Raw genomic sequence first — 18135 nt, 5'->3', positions numbered from 1 at the left:
GTTTTGTGGGGATTTATTCGGTATCTGGTTTGTAACCTATTTGTTTTCTTGGTTTTTCGTTGTCTTTCTTTTCCATTAACTCGTCAAGATAATTGAACACTAATTCTATGTTTTTACTGTGATTTGTTAACTTCTTTTTGATTTCTTCAATGTCAAGTTTTAAACTTAAATTATCGGTTAAAGCTTCTCGCATTTGTACAAAAACCTCAATAATTCTAATACTCATTTGCGTTGCTCTATCGCCTGTTAAAACATTGGCTAACTGCAATATTCCGTGTTCTGTAAATACATAAGGCAAAGAACCACCAAGATGTTTTTTGGAAGGTATCGCATTTTGCGATACCATAAAATCTGTCTCCGTTTCTGTTAATCTAAACATAAAATGCTCTGGGAACTTATCTGTATTTCTTTTTACTTGTTCTCGTAATCGGATATTCTTAACATCATAAAGTTCAGCTAAATCTCTATCTAACATTACTTTTTGACCTCTAATCAAATATATTTTATTGGTAATTACTTCGTTTGGTATGATACTTTTTTCGCTCATTTGTATTATAAATTCTGTTTGTAAAAATAATATTTTAATTATAGCATTGGATGATATTTGTCTATATCGCTTTGTAAATCTTCTAATCTATTTACTAAATAACTTTCGGTTGAACTTACATATTTATGTCCTGCCATATATTGAACTTGGCGAAGATTGTACATTCCTAACCAATGTGTAATTACTGATGCTCTAACTTGTTTGAAGTTTGTAAACTTTGGATTTTGTTCTTTGATTACTTGACTTAATCGTTTCCAATTATTATTGGATTGTATATTTTTTCCTTTGCTTATAAAGAGTTGATTGGTTTCTTTTTGAGCAATTTTAAGCAGTTCTAAACGTGTTTTTAATTGATATTCCATAATGTCCATTATCTGATGTGATTTCAGTTCTAATATTCTTTCATTGCTCTTTTTACTACCTTTTATAAATACTTTTCCTTCTCGTAATTGCAAATCGGTTTCGGTTAGTTTATCTATTTCAGCAGTTGTTAATCCTTGATAAATTAATAATCCCAACGCTACTTTATTTCGCTTTCTTGTTAGTAAATGTTCTTGCCACCAATTTCTGTTATTACGTTTATCATCTTCACTTGGTATTGTATAATCATTGTATAATTTTTCTAATTCTGTGATTGTAAATATATCGTGTAGTTTCTTGGTTTTTGTTCCTCGTATTTTAATATGTTTTGCAGGATTATCATTTCTTTTATTGCATTGTATCTGCCAGTTAAAATAATGTTTTAAACAGTTGATTCTAATGGCTTTTGTCTTGTTCTGTAATCCTTGTTTTTGTAGTTTTAATAAATATGCTGTGAGTTCTTTTGTGGTTACATTTTCTACTTCTGTATTGTCTTTATCTAACCAACTTATAAAATCTAAAACATAGGTATTGTAATGTGTAATTGTACTTTTACTTAATTCTCTACTTTCTAAATATTGCTTAAAACTATTCATCTTTCTTGTCGATTAAATGTGTATAAATCTGTGTGCTTTCGAGTGAAGAATGACCTAAAAAACAACTGATTTTATCAAGTGGCATTCCTGCTTCTAAAAGATGTGTTGCGATGCTGTGGCGTAATGTATGTAATCCTATAGTTTTGTTTTGTAATTCTATATCTTCTATTTGTAATTGTAATAGTTTTAATCTTGTATATAATCCACCACCAAACATTGGTTTTCCAGAGTAGCCAATAAATAAACTACTTTCTTTTTTGGATTTGGCCAGTAATGGCCTAAAGTCGTAAATGTATTCTTCAAAGATTTTCGTATTGGATTTGCTAAATGGAACAAAGCGTTCTTTATAGTTTTTCCCTTTTCTAACGTGCAATACACGTCTGTCTAAATTAATATCGTTGAGCTCTAAATGCGCCCCTTCTTTTCTTCGTAAACCACAACCATAAAAAACAGTTAATAATACTCTATCTCTTGATTGTAAAGCTTCCATTCTTTGGGTTTCTACATCTTTATAAGTGGCTTTATAAAGTAGTTGTATTTCGTCTTGTGAGAGTACTGTTATTTCTTTGGTATTGAGTTTTAATAGTGTAATTCCAAGATGTGGAACATTTCGCATTCCTTTATGGTGCAAGTATTGTAAAAACTTCTCGATTGCCTGTAAATGCTTGTTAATGTAGTTATTACTTAATCCTCCGCCACGTCTTTGATTTCCTCGATTGTAGATGTACTTATAATAATCCTTGTAGTGTTGTTGCTCTAAATTATTGATGTGATTAATATTTTTACTTTCTAAAAAGTGTAAAAACTCACGTATGATATTTGGAAGATTATAAACGCTCATTGGATTGTAACCCAAGATGTCTAACCATTCTTTAAAACCACTTTGTAAATATTCGTAACTGCTGTTTTTTAGGATTAATTTTTTCATTGCACTTATACCTATTTTGGGAACGATGGAACACTAAACCTAACTTGCTGTTTTTGTTACTTTTGACCGTTCCACTTTTGCTTTGGAACGTTTTGGAACAATGGAACGCTTTATATCTTGTAAGCAATCATCCAACATAGTCTGTATCTGCGTTTCCAGTTCTTTGTATTCCTTTTCGTTGGTGACTTGATATTGATTTGTTTGCTTACCTTTTTTCTCTACTTTCTTGATTAAATAAGCATCGACTAATTGCTTGTGATAACGCCATTGTGATGTTTTTGGTAATCGTAATTGCTTGCGGATTTCTAATGCGGTAAACTGTTTCTTCTTTTTTAGTTTTAAGTACGATTTAAGCAACTCTAAATAGTTTCGGCAACTTCCTGTTAGTTCGTCGCTTTTACGTAGTAAAATCTCTTTTAAAAGGCTGTTAGCATTTTCTATGTCCTCTATCGTTACTTCGATGTATTCTTCTCCTGTTTGTTTGTCGTATTTCTTTTCCCGTTGGTACTGATAATAAAATGTAATGGCTTCTATGAACTGTAAATAATGGTTGTTGGTTCTTCTTGGTTTAAATACTGATTGTGGAAGATTGAGTTTATTAGCAAAAGGATTGATTACTCTGATTGGTTCTAATATGCGTTGTGTATTTTGTAAAAACCCTTGTATTTCTTTCTGCTCATAAAAATTAATTTCGCCACTTGATATTTGGCGTTGATAAGCCATTATTTTCTCGTCCTGTTCTTGGCTTTCATCGAGATAAATTAGAAAGCTACGGTTGGCGTTATCCTCGTAGATATATTCTTTGGTGGTACAACCTGCAACGCATACAGGACCTTCAACTACTAAATACTTGGTTTGGGTTTCGCCTTTATTGTTTTTACTGGCAATGGTTTTTACAATACGTTTTTTAGTTTGTAATTCCCGAAGTGGATAGAGTGCGTTTTCTGCTCCGTCTAAATCCTCTATTAATATTACTTTGTGTTTTAATTCTTGTTTACCAAAATAATAAAAGGCGTTTTCTGACAGCGTAGTAATACTTACTCGTTCTTCTTCTGGAACTAATTCGCCTACTTTTTCTTGTAAATGTGTTTTTCCTGTTCCAGAACTTCCCAAGCTGATAACGTGTAATGGTTGTTCTCGCTGTCTGCTTGTAAAGATGATATACATTAATAATCTGTTGATTTCTTCGCCAATAACTCCAGATTTTCCGATTAATTCATTGGTCTTGTTCAGTAAGTCTTTAGACTTTAAAAAGGTTTCAGCTTCTTCTTTTTCTGCTAAATTGAGTTGCTTAATTTTTAGCTTTAAATTCTGTTCAACTTCTTTTATTCTTTCGATACGGTACTTTTCCAGTTCTTCCGTGAGTTCGCTTAAACTGGCTGATATTACTGATGTTCCTATTTCCAGTTTCTCCGCACACTTTCTAATAAACTTCTCTAATTGTGTATCGTTATATAAATCAAGATTATGCCTTATTGGTGGTCTGCTACTTTCCTGTAATTCTAGTTTTACAGTTATTCGCATTCTGTCTAATCCTTCTATTTTTATACCACCTAAAACTGTGAGTTGTAGTAATTCGTTCTCGTAGATTAGTTGTTCTGCATTCTCAATTTGAAGTTTTGTAGCCATTGTTGATATTTTTATTTTCTGAACAATTATTCACAAAACTATATAATTATTCAGATACAAACAAGAACTAAACCATTTGTTTCTGATGTTTACTTCATATATATTTGTCCTTTATAGCTTTTATACTCTGTAAAAATGAATGATAATGAACTTTGGAAGTAAAATAATATTAGTACGTAAACAGAAAAAAATGTCTCAAAGTGAGTTGGGTAAACTTGCTAATGTGTCTGGTGATATTGTTGGTAAGTACGAACGTAACGAGATGAAGCCATCTATTGAGACTGCTCACAGATTAGCTAATGCGCTTAATGTTACGTTAGATTATTTGGTAGGCGATAGTGATACCGTTCTTTTTGATAAGGACATTACTGCTCGTATGGAAGCTATTGTTAATATGGATAGTGAGGATAAAAAAGCACTCTTTAAAATTCTTGATGCTTATATTAGAGATACTAATGCTAAAAAAGCTTATTCATAAAAAAAAGCTACTTTTTACAGTAGCTTTTTTTAGTTAGATTTTTATGCATTACAAACAAAACCTTCAATATAATTATTATTATATTCTTTGAAAATATTTATCCTTTCTATTGAATTTAAAACATTAAATATCCACAATCCAAAATCAGAATCTTCATTTTCTTCAGAATAAGATAACGTACTTAATGGTTCTTCAAAAAAATATTTCAACTCATAAGAATGAGTATTTTTAGTAATCGACAAATGTGCAACATTATCTACTCTTTTATAATTCACTTTTAAATTCGTATCTAACTCATAGCAAGCTCCTTCTACAAATAAAAACAAACTTTCATTTATCGAACTTAATCCTAAAACTTCATCTCCTAATAAGTCATAAAACCCAAAAGAGGCAACATTATCACTACAAATTTCATCTTTAAATTTAAAGTCTTTTAAATCCAATAAAATTTTCTTGTTGGCTTCGTTATATTTATTTAAATAAAATCCCATCTATAACATTTCGTATTTATTAAGTATTGGTTTAATTTCATCTCCAAATTCTTTAAACAATGCTTTCCCTAAAGCTTTTTTATCTCCTAAAGGTCGAGAAGCGCTATCTATTATTTGGTCATACGTTTTTCCTTTCTTTCTTAAACTTTCAAATGTAGGTCCTAATTTATCGCCATATCTTTTTTCATTGAACTTATAGATATAACCCTTTAAATCATCTGGTGTAACATCTTTATACAGCTCTCCTAAATTTCTTCTAGCTTGGTGTAATGCTTTATTACTTAACCCAGATTTAAGCATTCTACTTCCCTGCCTTTTAAGCCCTCTTACTGCATTGGTATATGCATTTCTTAAATTTTGAGGATTTAATTTAAATTTATTCGCTCCATCAAAAATCATAGCGGTACTCATCGCTAAACTTGCAGTGTTACCGATTCTTTGAAGAGAATTACTAATAACTAATGCATCGTGGGCATCATTCCTAATTTCAAAAGAATTTACTTTATCAGATACTTCTTGAGGTGTACCAATAGTATTTAAGGATTTATTTTCAAATTCTTTTGGTAAACTATGCCAATTCCCATCAGAACCGTAAATAAAAGTACCTGAACCTGCATTAGCATTATAATCTCCAAAAAATGTTTGAATAGTAGCGTCTAGTTCATCATATGTTACTAATCTCACTGACTGTTTATCTTCCGTGTAAGCCAACATATAAAAAGTATATTCTAATCCTTCTAACTCAACACCATCAATCACTCTATTCTCACTAAACGCATAAGGAGAGTTATGTGGATATTGGGAAGATAAAGGATCTCTACTAAAGAACCTTCCTACTCTCGGGTCGTGCATTCTAAACTTGTAGTTAATGGAATTTCCTTCTCCTTTTACTTCATTATCCATCTCTTGCCCTTGGAATCCATACCTATAGCTATCACTGGTGCCGTGACGGTTTGGTAACAGCATTCCGAATGATAACACCCTATATACTATTTCTAGGAGTTACTTTATTTTAAAGAACGTATGATTAATAACTAGATTAATCGAAATCTAAGATATAAAAAAACCACCTAGCGACTAGATGGTTTTGCATTAATTTTTATGTGGTAATTACTTTATTTACGAAGTTTTATAGGATTCTGATAGGTATCAAAAACTTGAAGTATTCTTATTTCTTTATTACCTACTGGTTTATAGATAATCTTAAAATGTCTAACAACTATTCTTCTATGTGGTTCACCCAAAAATTCATCTACTTGATATTGTTCAACAAAATGAATCTTTTTACTGGCTTCAAGAATATCTGTAACGACATTGGTTGCATTTACAATAGATTTGGTCTTTTCTAATATACGTTCGTAAATGAATCTCAAATCTGCTTTTGCTTCGTTCGCAAAAACAATCTTAATATTAGTTTTAGTCATACTACCAATTCCGCATTTCCTTTTCTAAATCTTCCAAAGTAGTATATCTTCCTGCATCTATTGAAGCATCTGCATCTTTTACTTTTTTGATATACTCTTTTTTAGTTAAAGGTTCTCCCTGAACTGTATAAGCAACAATTTCATCTTTGCTATTGTATTCTTCTATATAGCGCAAAACACCTTGTAAAATAGAAGAATCCTCAATAGTATTGAGTTTACTTAAAATGGTATTTCTTAATTCTACTGCTCCCATAGTTACAAATATACAAATTATTAAATTCTCATTATTTATTACCTCACAAATCATACCTAAAATGCCATACTTTCCATTGGATGATGAAATTCCAGCTTTTTCTGTAAATCATCGATACTCTTAAAATCATATCGCTGTACACTAGTTACATACCTGTAACCACCTAAATATTGTGCTTCACGCAATCCCAGTTCCTTCACCCAAATAGTAATCCTAGATTGTTTTAGCTGTTGAAAATCCCTTATATAATGAAATTCCTGTTTTAATCTGGTTATCATTCTACCCAAAGCACCATCTAGGTTTGTTGCTTCACCCGAACTAAAAAATAGATTATTCGTTTCACGCCTGAATTGCTCTAACAGCATTGGTCTTGTATCATAGATATAATTAGATAAATGCAATATCTGTTTTGGGTGTAAGTTGATATATCTTTCATTTGAAATCGTTGTTGCGGGTACGTATAAACGACCTTCTTCTAAGTCTAAGTGATTTAACTTTAACAACTGTAATTCTTTACGCTGTAATCCTAGAAACACCATCATACCTAACATACACCTATCACGTTTTTGCACCAATGTATTAGCTTTGGTTTCACGATAGATGGTATTTAAAAATTCCTCATCCAATAGCTGTGTTGGTGTCGTTCTGTTACTTTTAGCTACATGCACCATGAGCATCGGATTTATTTTCATACCTATACTATGATTGAAATGTGTTACGATACCTTTATAGCCTTTTACGGTTGAATGTGCATCACCTCGTTGTTGCCGATACGCTATAAAATCATAACTTTCTTGCAACGTTACCTTTTTAGGTTTGATATTGTTATCCTCTAGCCAATTTAAGTAACTATTAAGGCAATTCTTATAGCCTGTGGCTGTTCTATGCTGTAATCCCAAATCGTTAAGTATATAACGTTCAAATCGTTTTATTAGCTTATCTCTATCCATAGTACTCATGTTTTAAGTGGGTGTATATCATGGTGCTATCTAAATTTCTATGACCAAGAAATTGTGCTACGTCCTGTAACGTTAAAAAACGGTGCAAGTGCGTACCAATCGAATGACGGAACAGGTGGCACGTTATCTTTTTGGAAATACTGGACCTTTCGTTTAACTTTTCCATGATTTTAGCCAAATTGCCATTGCACATTGCTGTACCACGTTCCGTTATTAAAAAATTAGTTACGGTGCTATTAGAATCCAGCATACGATTTCTTACATTAAATAAATAATCTTCAATATGCTTTTGCACATTTCCTGTCATAGGGATATCCCTAGCGTATTTTGTTTTGGAATCAGCTATATGGATTCTACCTTTATTTAAATCTATGTCGTTCATTTCCAATGTCAAAAGCTCTTTTCTGCGCAATCCACAACCATATAACAAACTAAGGATTGCTTTATCCCTAATACCTAGCATAGTATCATCACAAACGTTGAATACTTCTTTTACTTCATCTTCCAATAAAATTACTTTAGATGTAGGTTTGCTTTTAACTAATCGGATGCGAATACCACTTTCACCTTTACCAACCGGTAAGCCTATTAATCCCAATACAAATTCTATAAAACGCAATACAGCTTCACGGTGCTTCATCAGATAACCATCAGACATACCACCAGCTTTAGTTTCCAGTGGTCTGTTTCGTAGGTATTCAAAATACTTATTTACCAATTTTTGGTTAATCTGATTGAATTTGGTCTTACCGTTCTGTTCCATGTAATACAAAAACTCTTTAACCATATTGGGTTTGATGTATTGCTGGTCTGTGGATGCTCTCTGTGTCTGCAACCTAATGCTAAATTTTTCTAATGTATTTTTAAATACCTCATTTTCTAAGTTTAATTTCTTCATCTTTTTTCTCTTTTTTTTACAATTATTTTTTTATTTATTCCAATTGGTGTTTTATCACCTTATATACATTCCTTAAGTTTCTCAAAATACTTAGCCAAGCCTTTTATAATGTGGATTGAGCTACTGAGAAACTTCTGTTTTAAATTGCTCGAAACGTTCCATTGGGGTGTTGTCATTCCAACTGATAACTTTATAGGTATAGCCATCTTTTTGGTTGCCACCCGTGCGTTCTATTTTATTGTAATCATATAGAGCAAGGATATGTCGGGACAATGTTTTAGGATGCATTTTTAAACGTTCTCGCATAGCTTTTACAGTAAACTCGGTATTTTGGTGGTTCTTTGGGGAACCCTTTTGTAGAACCATTTTGATATTACGAAACGTGGTCGCTATTTTATAACTGAGTTCAGATTCTTCTTTTACCCATAACTCCTGAAACAATTCTAATACAATTAGCATGTGCTTGGGTTGCACTTCAGCCTGAATAGCATTGCCCTTTTTGGTAACTCCTAATTGTTTTTGGTGCAATAGGGTTACTAGACTTGTTAATTGTAGAAACTGCTTTATTTGTTTATAATCTTCATCGAAGTACCTAGCAATGTTTAATTGCTCCAAATGTGGATTTACTACGTTTACGGGTTTTAATTCCCGGAAAACAAATTGTAATAATTTGGTAGCTTGTTCAACCTCGGTTTCATTTATCAACCCACCACATTTTTTAATGGCGTGTGTGGTAATGGCTTGTTTTATGGCTTTCGGGTTGGTAAGTGGTAGCGTTACCACATTATCATTATTACACAATTCATTATAGCCCGCATTGGTTGAACTAATAAGGCTTAGCCTTCCGTTTATCAGTCTGTTTTTGGCTCTATAGATGCCTTCGGTGGTGTTTTCTGTAACCAACCTATCGACCTGACCTTGGGAAATAAGTTCTGATAGTGCGGTATTGTTTTTACCGAGTTTATCGATGGTTGGTAATAATAATACTTTGTTATTCCAGTAATTTCTATCAGGTGCGTAATACAATACATTATCACTTATAGAAGTTTTAAAACGATTTACCTCATTTGGTAATACTTTTGAAAATGATTGTATTAATATGCTAGTTAGCTCTGGGTTACCTTGCAGTATGGCATGTGTCGTACTTGGTAATTTACTGCTAAGGGCTATTAAAAATAGTTGCAACCCAATCTTAGGGCATGCCATACCAGATTTAGCAAATAGCTGTTTTAAACCTTCTGTTAGTGTATCGCTCCTAAGTATTTTATCAACTTTTTTAGAAACCTTGGGTTGTGGTGATGCTATAACATGGTTTTCTGGAATATAGGTAGCTTTGTCCTTGCGATACTGTTCCAACCTTTCGATTAAATCATAGATGAAATCCGTTATTTTGGTCGCATCCAGATTTAATTTGATTTGTGCCTGTTTTACAAAGTGCTGAATATTGTTTTCGTTGTACAGGTCCACATTATTGCGATACACGTCCATTGCAGATTGCTGTGGTCGCTTGGCTATTTTTAATAATACGTTAAATCTCGTTAGTACTTGTGTTTGTATACCACCGATAATTTCGGCTTGAAGATTTTCCCGTTTATAGGTGATATAATCGGGATTGGTTAAATCCAATCCATATTTATTAAACCTAGGTTCTTCTGCCTCTGGTGTTGTCTTTGGGTCGAATACGATTTTAGGTATTTGAACAGCAGACCCCTTGCCGTTCAAAGTTTTTTCCATACTTTTACTTCTCATTACATTATTAATTTTTTTTAACCGAATTTTTAATAATCAAAAACTTAAAAGTTCCGAGGTCCAGTCGGGACTTTTGTTTTTTACTACTATTTCTTTTTGTGCCTCTTTTGAGGACTTTTTTTAATTAAACTTCAATTTTAGCTATAGGTATAGCTGGTCGCATATAGTTGAACTAGTGCAACGGTAAGTTTCAAAAACTTGTTTTCCGGAATTTTATAAAACTAGAGAAGCAAAAAGGCTATCAACCTTAGAGACATCTGAAAACAGAAAAAAGTAGTTTTTCTGTAAAACGTAATTAATCTAAGTTTTACCCAGAATAATCACGATTAAAGCAATTATATATAAATTCGTTCAAAAATGCAAGGAAATTTTACTTTATTTTAAAAATAATTGTAAAAATATTTTGCAGTTTAATATTGTTTTTGTATAAAGAACAATTATGCCGCTTCCAAAAGCTCTAAATCTTCTTTTATATATCCTCTTATTTTCATAACTGTTCCCAATGATACCGAATAAAGCTTGACACATTCTCTTGTGGAGAATTGACGTAGTAATCCTTCTACCACTTTTGGATATTTGGTTAAGAATTTTTCTCTGCTTTCGGTAGTGCCTTTGTGTCGCCCACAATGAACACCACGTTGTTTAGCTAATGCCATACCTGATTTTATACGCTCAATCGTAGTTCTGCGTTCGTTTTTCGCAAATAACGATAACATGTGCAACATCATTTCGGTCTGCATATTCATTTCGCCATCCTCGTTGAGTGTTTCGGTATTCAAATCTCCGAAATAGATGCTAATACCATAGCTATGTAATTGGCTTACGGCTCTTAGGGTTCCAAGTACGTTTCTTCCTAATCTCGATACCTCTGAAATTAAGACCTTTTGGAATTTACCCGATTTAGCTTCATTTAACAGTTGTTGGATTCCTGAACGTTCATCATTGGATTTTGCTCCGCTGATTTTTTCTGTAATAACCGATACTACTTCGTAATTGTTTCTATCGGCTATTTTTTGCATATCAACAATCTGCCTTTTGTAATCTTGTTGGTTGGTACTGGTTCTTCCGAAAATTGCCACTTGAATCATAATTCTAAATTTACTGTTAATCTTGCTTTTGCCGTACTAAAAAAAGGTGTAACGTATTTTTTAGTCATTTTACTGGTGTTTTGCCCTGATTACGGGGCTTATTGCCATGCCGGGAAATGCTATACCTTTTTTTGTATCAGTTATTCAAGGGTAGGCATTTCAAGGTTACCATACCAGCGTTTTTTAATATTCCCTGCATAATGCGGATTTCCCCGTTATGCCGTCACATATACCATAAACAGGGAGGTTGGAGCGTTTACAATTAATTTAAAATTCTCCAGCGGAAGCAACAAACTGCACTATTTACTAATAAAGAATATTATGAATAGTACAGATAATCCCAACGAAACTGGCTTAACAGTTTTCTCTGCCTTTGATGGTATTTCAATTGGTCAGTTAGCACTAAAGCAATTATGTATTCCCGTGAAAAGGCATTATAGTTCTGAGATAGACCGAAATCCAATATCGGTGACTCAATACCATTTTCCAAATACAATCCAATTAGGAGATATAAGAAACATTGATGCTCACGCATTACCTAAAGTGGATTTATTTCTGTGTTCTTCAAGTTGTCAGGATTTGAGTGTAATGAATAAAAATAGGCTTGGATTGGAAGGCGATAAGTCCTCGGTTTTTTATGATGCGGTGCGTATCTTAAATGTTATCAGCGAAAAGAATCCCGATTGCATTTTCATTTTTGAAAATGTAATTATGCCAGCCAAAGACAGGCAAATCTTTACTGAATTACTTGGGGTTGAGCCAATCAATATAAATAGTGGGCTTTTAGGTCCTGCATTACGCAATAGATTATACTTTACAAACTTGAAAGGTATTAAACAACCAACTGATAAAGGTATTTATCTTAACGATATAATAGAAAACGGCATGTTACCACCTAACACCAAAGGTAAATGTATTTTAACTAGAGGTTCTGGCAGAACAGTAAAGGCTTTGTACAGACACCTATTGCGTTCGGTAAATAATGTAGTTTATCTGGATGAACAGTATTGTAACCTTTCTAAACGATTTAAAAAAATACAGTTGGAGCAGATTGAAAATAACGAATCTGTTAAACGTTTATTCAGACCTATTACCTTAGTCGAGGCGGAACGTTGCATGACCATTCCTGATGATTATACAGCTATTTTGAAGCCTACCGCTAGGTTAAAATGTTTAGGTAATGCATATCATCTTGAAACTATAAAATGGCTATTACAGTATTCTGATTGGTTTACTGACGTAGCTACAACCGTTCCTGTTGATAATATTGGAAACGTTCTTAGCAATGCTTCCTGAAAAAACTATCGGTAGTTTTATCGGTTCGGTTTTTAATACTGTTTCCAATTGATTTAATGTAATTTTTAGTGTCATTTCCTTTTATATATAAGTAGTTGAAAATTCAAGTGCCTCTATTTTTTTTAGCCAAAAAATTTTAGAAAAATTTTTCTGGGATTTATGAATGGCATAGAGTGCATTCGTTTTTAAGCCCCCTAAAGCCTTTATAAACGGGGAGTTGCGTAAAAGCCCAATTTTCCCAGTAAATCTGGGGTAGGAAGGCAGGACCACCATTAAAAATGGCGATTTTAATACCTATTTAAGGCTTTTTAGCCCTAATACCATCTAGTTTGCAGGTACGCATATGAAAATTTAGGAACGGAAAGGAGCCTTAAACACTGCGTTTAGGTACGGTTTTGGTACTATTATATTGGTTATGGAGTTGACTTTGTTATTTAATTTGTTTATACTTTGAATAATTGAGTATTTACTGCTAAAAGTTTATAAAAAATCAAAATATATAGATTTTTAGTTGTTTCAAACATATTTATAATAAACACTTGGTATTATATTGATTAAAAAAACTTAAACATAGCTTTTATCGGAGCTAAAGAAAGTCTGTATTTTCATATTTACCAAGTGATATGAAGGTTCAGGCTTTTTTATTGCTGTGTACTTCATAACCATTGGTAAACAAAAGTTTACTAATGCTATTAATAACATAAAAATAATGCCCCGATAAAAACATGTACAACATTTCAAAATTTAAAAATTGTGAATCGCCTAAAATATGGTATTCATATCCTGTAGAGGAAATACTAGACACAATAAAATATGGTGATAAACATCTACCTATTATTCAAAAAGCCAGAACTTATGCAAAAGTTGATGATGAGTATGATGAAATAAAAAAGCTAGAACTTCCTACGCACCGTTTTAACTTCCAGTTTAATGGTTATGCCTCAAATGCAAATATAGTAGACTCTACTGGCTTAATATATCTTGATGCTGATAATGTTGAAGATATTCCAGAAAATGATTTTATATATGCTAAATGGAAATCTTTATCTACAACTGGCTATGGTATTTTAATAAAGACTCACAATGTTACACAAGATAATTTTAGTGATACTTACAACCATATTGGTTATTTATTGGATATTGATTTAGATAACAATGCTAGAAAAGCTACGCAACAGACTATTTTATCTTACGACCCTGATTTATATTTCAATCCCAATTCAACTATATATAGTGCTGTTACTACTACAAATAATAACATTGTTACCAATAGTGATATTTCTAATTTTAATGATATTACTATTGAAACTAAAAAGGTATCAAACCATAGTATTAAAAAAAGAAAAGAGTGTATAGGGAGGAATGATACCTTTTGTATTCATTCATCCCATATACGTTTTAATAATATCAATGATTATTTTATTAATAGTGATGATATATATGAAGTACGTGAAAATAGTGTTATGATATGTGACCCTTTTATACCTATGAGGGTTCCTAAAGGTAAACGTAATAGTACCATGTTCTTTATATTATCTCAATATCAATTATTAAACCCTTTACAGGGTTTTAATTTCCTAAAGTCTATATCTAATACTATTAATGATAGATGTGTTGTTCCATTGAATGATAATGAAGTGCATCGCATTATTAATAGTGTTATCAAGATGCATTCGGAGAATAAACTTGTAATGCACTATAATAGTAAACGTAAGATACTTTTTAATCCTAAGTATAAATTAACTAGAGAAGAAAAGATGGTTATAGTCAATAGAGAAATGGGTAAACTACGTGTAAAGAAATCACAACAAAAAATATATAATGCTATTGAGAATTGGGATTTTAGCCTATTTAAGAAAATAACTCAAAAAAATGTAGTTGAGTGTTCTGGAGTGAGCATTGCTACTGTTAAACGTCATTGGAGTGTTTTTAAAGATTATGTAAAAGAGTTTAATGATATTAATAAGCAAAAAGGCTAACAATATTGATGTATTGTTAACCTTTTACATGTGAGAGACTTTTTAATTGCTATTAATTAACTCGCTTTATTGGTAATAGCTCAATTCATTTTATAATAGGTAACGGTTTCAGTTCCACCATCGCTAGTATCTATTAATCCGCAATGGTGGGTGATGTCTATGGTGTTACCGTTATCGACTATTTCTAGGTAATTTTTACCAGCACCTTGGCATTGTACCAAATCAAAGTAATTAACCATAAAACTGCCACCATTATTGGTGCTAGGGATGCTTAGCAGACAATCTGATGCAGAACGTTCACTATGGTAGGTTATCTCATAGTCGCTGTCATTTAATGTCATTAAATCGACTGTATTAGTGGCTGAATCGATATTCAATACTTTTATTTTGTAATAGGTGTTACCATTGTCATTACGTATTTGTCCGTCTGTACCAAATAATTCTTTTTCGGTCGTAGTTTCAACAATTTGAAAGGTTACGGGTAGGTTTCTGTCTGGTATATCGTTGACGTTTATAGTAGTTCCTGTAACTGGTATTTGAGAATAAGTATTACTAATGATGGTTTTGTAACCGCAATCGGTACTGTTATTTTCATCACTATTGGAATCATCATCACTACTGCATGAACTTATTACTAATATTAATGATGCAATAATTAGGTTAAGAATTTTGAATGTTTTCATGTGTTTTTAATTTATTTGGGTTTAATGTTTAATAGCCTTGATATTTGAGTTCCTGTTGTATTTCTCGCTGGACTGTCTTCCAGCATGGTGTACAATAGTATCCACCATTTGAATATATTCTATTGACATCGTTAGTTAAGTCTTTAGAACAGCGTTTACAGTGCTTTTTTTCGGTTTCATTGGATGAACTTCATAAGCCTTTATCGCATTGGTGAGCTATGAAAAACAACACAGCAACTACTAATAATATTTTTTTCATTTTTTAAGTAGTTAGAAATTAGTGGTTACGTTTTTTCTTTGTGGCTTCATAGCACATATAGCATTTTCCTTTCCACATTTGGTCTGCATGCTTGCCTGTTTCTTTACTGCAAATACTACATGTATATATTTTTTCTTTGGATTCGGTTTCCTTTTTATCTATGGTAGTACTTTGGTAAGTTCTGTTGTGATTAGAATCGTTATCACCAGCTAGAAATTGATAGATATAACCTGAGTTTAAGGTACAAATTAAGGCTATTGCTGAGAATAAAATATAACCCCAGTAGTTTTCGTTTTCGTTGGATTTGGTGGTAGGTTTTTCCATGATATATTAATTTGTGGATTCAAATATAGAGAAAATTAATGACTCTACGGTCATTATAAATGATTTGAGAATAAATGACCTTGTTGTCATGAAAGCATTCAATAACAAATCATTATTAATTTTATTAGCAAAACGCGTTAAACAGCTTAGAACTGCTAACAAATTAACCCAAGAACAGGCTTATAATGATACTGGAATACATTTTGGTAGAATTGAACAAGGTAAGCGAGATGCATCGTATACTACTATTTATAAAATTGCAGATTATTTTAACCTGAGTATGGAAGAATTCTTTGGTGATGGATTCAAATAAAAAATAAATGGTTTTCCTAGAAATTGAAATATCTGAGTTCTTCAAGCTAATTGATGAGTAGTCACTTCGATTATTTAACCTTAGACCAATTGGTCAAACCTTAAAATATTCACCGCATAAAAAAAACGAGCATAAAAGTTATACCCGTTTTTAATTAAAATTATAATGTTATTATTATTTACTTTGCTTACTATCACTAGTCACAGACTAGCTAAGAAAACATTACCTCATTTTATATTAAAAAATTCTCATAATACTCTTCTTTTGGTATAACGCCAAAAAAAGCTTTAGAAGTATTAACTACAACAGAAGGAGAGACATTTTTCATATATGGTAAGTTTTTTGCTTCACTTTCTGATATCTTATGCAAAATTTCACCTTTATGATTAATGGAAAAAAGACCTTCTGGAGTCATAACCTTAAATTTAGTCTTAAGAAAATCCTTATATATAACACTTAATTTTTCTAATAAAAACCACCTTCCTAATTTGAAAAAATTTTGCATTGTTGTCAAAGTTAAAATGATTTTATCAGCAGAAAACTCATCTAAATTGAATTTATCTTTTTCATCAGATAATAAGTTAAAGACAACAACAGTAATAGCCCTTCCTTCTTTATGAATTACCTGTCCGAAAGCATACTTGTTTTTTTCTATTTCAAAAGAAAATAAACTTCCCGTTTCTATTTTATTTCTTTTCATAACTTCTATTATAGTTAATACGACCCCTCTTGCTTCTCTTGTTTTCCTCCATTTTCTTTATATTTCTTATCGTTCATTTGATACCTTTTGTTTTCTATAGTTGCTGTTCCATTAGCTTTAGTTTTTTTAGTTGTTGGAATTCCTGCTTGTCTTATAAAATCTTCTTCCAACACATCTAGTTTAGTTCCCGGCTCCGCAGTACCGATTACGTCAAATTCAAAGTCTGCATCTGGGTTATTATCATAATGTTCTTCTATTCTTTTATCATATCTTGCCTTACTTTTGGTTTGCCCAATATAATACTTCCCTGTCTTTTTATTAAATCTCCTATAAATAATTCCAACTCCATCTTTAATGTCTTTTGGGTTAATAACTGGAAAACCTGTAGCTGCCTCTACCGCATATTCAACTGCTTCCTCAACAACAAATTCTGTAAAAGTAGCCCAACCAATTGCCTCTATTACTATTAACCCTCCGACGATTGTAGCTGCTCCTCCAATAGAATATGTGGCAAAATCTACAACCTCTTCAGCATTAGCTCCAATATTATTAGGGTCAAATCTTATCCAGTCTTGAGCTGTTTTATCATAATAATGATGATATAACTCATCATTTCCACCTGTAATGTCATATGTCATTAAAACATAAACATCTTCTCGTGTAGGAATTGTCCACCACTTCGATTCTTTTAAACCATGTAAGCCTACTGTTTTAAACATTACAGCATTCTTTATGTCTTTACCCAATTTTTTCTTTTCTTGCTCAGGAGTAAGTCTTTTCCAATGTATTTTAGAATCTGTTGGTTCTAATCCTTCTAACTCATTATTAGCTATGACTCTATTCCCACTAAATGCATATGGGCTTAACATACTATACTTACTAAACAAAGGGTCAACCGAAAAAAACCTACCCACCCTTGGGTCATGCATTCTATACTTATAGTTCAAAGAATTTCCTTCTCCTTTAACCTCATTATCTATTTCCTGTCCTTGAAATCCGTAGCGATAATCCGAACTGTTTCCGTGTCTCCCTAGTAAAAGAGAACCAAATGAAAACTAATCTTACGCTTTTTTTGAAGCAGTCGACCGATTTTCCCTAAAGCCTTATTTTCAAAATTTTATTAAAGAACGTATGTCTTTCGACCTTGCTAAGATAACAATATTTCTCACTCACAAGATGTC

At 32.1% G+C, this 18135-nt stretch carries 19 protein-coding genes and 1 pseudogene; 4 read left to right on the top strand and 16 right to left on the bottom strand.

Going from position 1 to position 18135, the window contains the following annotated elements; all coding sequences use genetic code 11:
* Nucleotides 1–13 precede the first annotated feature (13 nt).
* From A8C32_RS12585 to A8C32_RS12570, 4 genes are read right to left on the bottom strand one after another with little or no spacing between them, the layout of a single operon-like run.
* Nucleotides 14–547, bottom strand: coding sequence for an ORF6N domain-containing protein (locus tag A8C32_RS12585; RefSeq protein ID WP_069830786.1), 534 nt, complete (start codon nucleotides 545–547; stop codon nucleotides 14–16).
* 38 nt (nucleotides 548–585) lie between these two features.
* The gene (locus tag A8C32_RS12580; RefSeq protein ID WP_069830785.1) at nucleotides 586–1503 is read right to left on the bottom strand and encodes a tyrosine-type recombinase/integrase; all 918 of its coding nucleotides are present in this window, start codon (nucleotides 1501–1503) and stop codon (nucleotides 586–588) included.
* Nucleotides 1496–2431 (bottom strand): tyrosine-type recombinase/integrase, encoded by a 936-nt coding sequence (locus A8C32_RS12575; protein ID WP_069830784.1) that lies wholly within the window; start codon nucleotides 2429–2431, stop codon nucleotides 1496–1498. Before A8C32_RS12575 ends, A8C32_RS12580 begins: the two co-directional genes overlap by 8 nt.
* A gap of 39 nt (nucleotides 2432–2470) precedes the next feature.
* On the bottom strand, nucleotides 2471–4060 hold the full coding sequence (locus A8C32_RS12570; protein ID WP_069830783.1) for a hypothetical protein: 1590 nt from the start codon (nucleotides 4058–4060) through the stop codon (nucleotides 2471–2473).
* A gap of 145 nt (nucleotides 4061–4205) precedes the next feature.
* Here A8C32_RS12570 and A8C32_RS12565 point away from each other — a divergent pair, with 145 nt between their 5' ends.
* Nucleotides 4206–4538 carry a helix-turn-helix domain-containing protein gene (locus A8C32_RS12565; protein ID WP_069830782.1) on the top strand — a complete coding sequence of 111 codons (333 nt, stop codon included), beginning with the start codon at nucleotides 4206–4208 and terminating at the stop codon, nucleotides 4536–4538.
* Nucleotides 4539–4579: 41 nt separating this feature from the next.
* Here A8C32_RS12565 and A8C32_RS12560 read toward each other — a convergent pair whose 3' ends face one another.
* The 8 genes from A8C32_RS12560 to A8C32_RS12525 all read right to left on the bottom strand — a co-directional run bounded on the left by A8C32_RS12560 (nucleotide 4580) and on the right by A8C32_RS12525 (nucleotide 11400).
* Nucleotides 4580–5029 carry a hypothetical protein gene (locus A8C32_RS12560; protein ID WP_069830781.1) on the bottom strand — a complete coding sequence of 150 codons (450 nt, stop codon included), beginning with the start codon at nucleotides 5027–5029 and terminating at the stop codon, nucleotides 4580–4582.
* Nucleotides 5030–5995 carry an RHS repeat-associated core domain-containing protein gene (locus tag A8C32_RS12555; protein ID WP_069830780.1) on the bottom strand — a complete coding sequence of 322 codons (966 nt, stop codon included), beginning with the start codon at nucleotides 5993–5995 and terminating at the stop codon, nucleotides 5030–5032. It lies immediately after the preceding gene.
* A 149-nt stretch (nucleotides 5996–6144) separates the two neighbouring features.
* Nucleotides 6145–6453 carry a type II toxin-antitoxin system RelE/ParE family toxin gene (locus A8C32_RS12550; protein WP_069830779.1) on the bottom strand — a complete coding sequence of 103 codons (309 nt, stop codon included), beginning with the start codon at nucleotides 6451–6453 and terminating at the stop codon, nucleotides 6145–6147.
* A gap of 1 nt (nucleotide 6454) precedes the next feature.
* Nucleotides 6455–6706, bottom strand: coding sequence for a hypothetical protein (locus A8C32_RS12545; protein WP_069830778.1), 252 nt, complete (start codon nucleotides 6704–6706; stop codon nucleotides 6455–6457).
* Nucleotides 6707–6762: 56 nt separating this feature from the next.
* On the bottom strand, nucleotides 6763–7656 hold the full coding sequence (locus A8C32_RS12540; protein ID WP_165605841.1) for a tyrosine-type recombinase/integrase: 894 nt from the start codon (nucleotides 7654–7656) through the stop codon (nucleotides 6763–6765).
* The gene (locus A8C32_RS12535; protein WP_069830776.1) at nucleotides 7649–8563 is read right to left on the bottom strand and encodes a tyrosine-type recombinase/integrase; all 915 of its coding nucleotides are present in this window, start codon (nucleotides 8561–8563) and stop codon (nucleotides 7649–7651) included. The genes A8C32_RS12540 and A8C32_RS12535 overlap by 8 nt, the downstream gene beginning before the upstream one ends.
* Before the next feature lie 120 nt (nucleotides 8564–8683).
* Nucleotides 8684–10285: a hypothetical protein gene (locus A8C32_RS12530; protein ID WP_123803423.1), complete on the bottom strand. Its 1602-nt coding sequence runs from the start codon at nucleotides 10283–10285 to the stop codon at nucleotides 8684–8686.
* Nucleotides 10286–10749: 464 nt separating this feature from the next.
* Nucleotides 10750–11400 (bottom strand): recombinase family protein, encoded by a 651-nt coding sequence (locus A8C32_RS12525; protein WP_069830774.1) that lies wholly within the window; start codon nucleotides 11398–11400, stop codon nucleotides 10750–10752.
* A 321-nt stretch (nucleotides 11401–11721) separates the two neighbouring features.
* Here A8C32_RS12525 and A8C32_RS12520 point away from each other — a divergent pair, with 321 nt between their 5' ends.
* A complete protein-coding gene (locus A8C32_RS12520; RefSeq protein WP_069830773.1) occupies nucleotides 11722–12696 on the top strand; it encodes a DNA cytosine methyltransferase in 975 nt (324 codons plus the stop codon).
* 725 nt (nucleotides 12697–13421) lie between these two features.
* The gene (locus A8C32_RS12515) at nucleotides 13422–14675 is read left to right on the top strand and encodes a BT4734/BF3469 family protein (protein WP_069830772.1); all 1254 of its coding nucleotides are present in this window, start codon (nucleotides 13422–13424) and stop codon (nucleotides 14673–14675) included.
* Between the two features lie 80 nt (nucleotides 14676–14755).
* Here A8C32_RS12515 and A8C32_RS12510 read toward each other — a convergent pair whose 3' ends face one another.
* Together A8C32_RS12510 and A8C32_RS12505 are read right to left on the bottom strand one after the other, a co-directional pair.
* Nucleotides 14756–15358, bottom strand: a complete 603-nt coding sequence (locus tag A8C32_RS12510; protein ID WP_069830771.1) for a hypothetical protein — start codon at nucleotides 15356–15358, stop codon at nucleotides 14756–14758.
* Nucleotides 15359–15635: 277 nt separating this feature from the next.
* Nucleotides 15636–15941, bottom strand: coding sequence for a hypothetical protein (locus A8C32_RS12505; RefSeq protein ID WP_069830770.1), 306 nt, complete (start codon nucleotides 15939–15941; stop codon nucleotides 15636–15638).
* A gap of 13 nt (nucleotides 15942–15954) precedes the next feature.
* Here A8C32_RS12505 and A8C32_RS12500 point away from each other — a divergent pair, with 13 nt between their 5' ends.
* Entirely contained in the window at nucleotides 15955–16254 is a 300-nt protein-coding gene (locus A8C32_RS12500) for a helix-turn-helix domain-containing protein (RefSeq protein WP_240491738.1), read from the top strand.
* Nucleotides 16255–16486: 232 nt separating this feature from the next.
* On the opposite strand, the gene A8C32_RS12495 is transcribed toward A8C32_RS12500, so the two are convergent.
* Nucleotides 16487–16954: an Imm26 family immunity protein gene (locus A8C32_RS12495; protein WP_069830768.1), complete on the bottom strand. Its 468-nt coding sequence runs from the start codon at nucleotides 16952–16954 to the stop codon at nucleotides 16487–16489.
* Between the two features lie 14 nt (nucleotides 16955–16968).
* Nucleotides 16969–17961 (bottom strand): annotated as a pseudogene (locus A8C32_RS12490) (RHS repeat-associated core domain-containing protein); the annotation flags it as partial.
* Nucleotides 17962–18135: the final 174 nt, after the last annotated feature.

It is taken from the genome of Flavivirga aquatica (assembly GCF_001747085.1).
GTDB classification, from domain to species: Bacteria; Bacteroidota; Bacteroidia; order Flavobacteriales; family Flavobacteriaceae; genus Algibacter_C; species Algibacter_C aquatica.
Note: the sequence above shows the minus strand (reverse complement) of the source record. Positions and strands in the feature narration are given on the sequence as shown.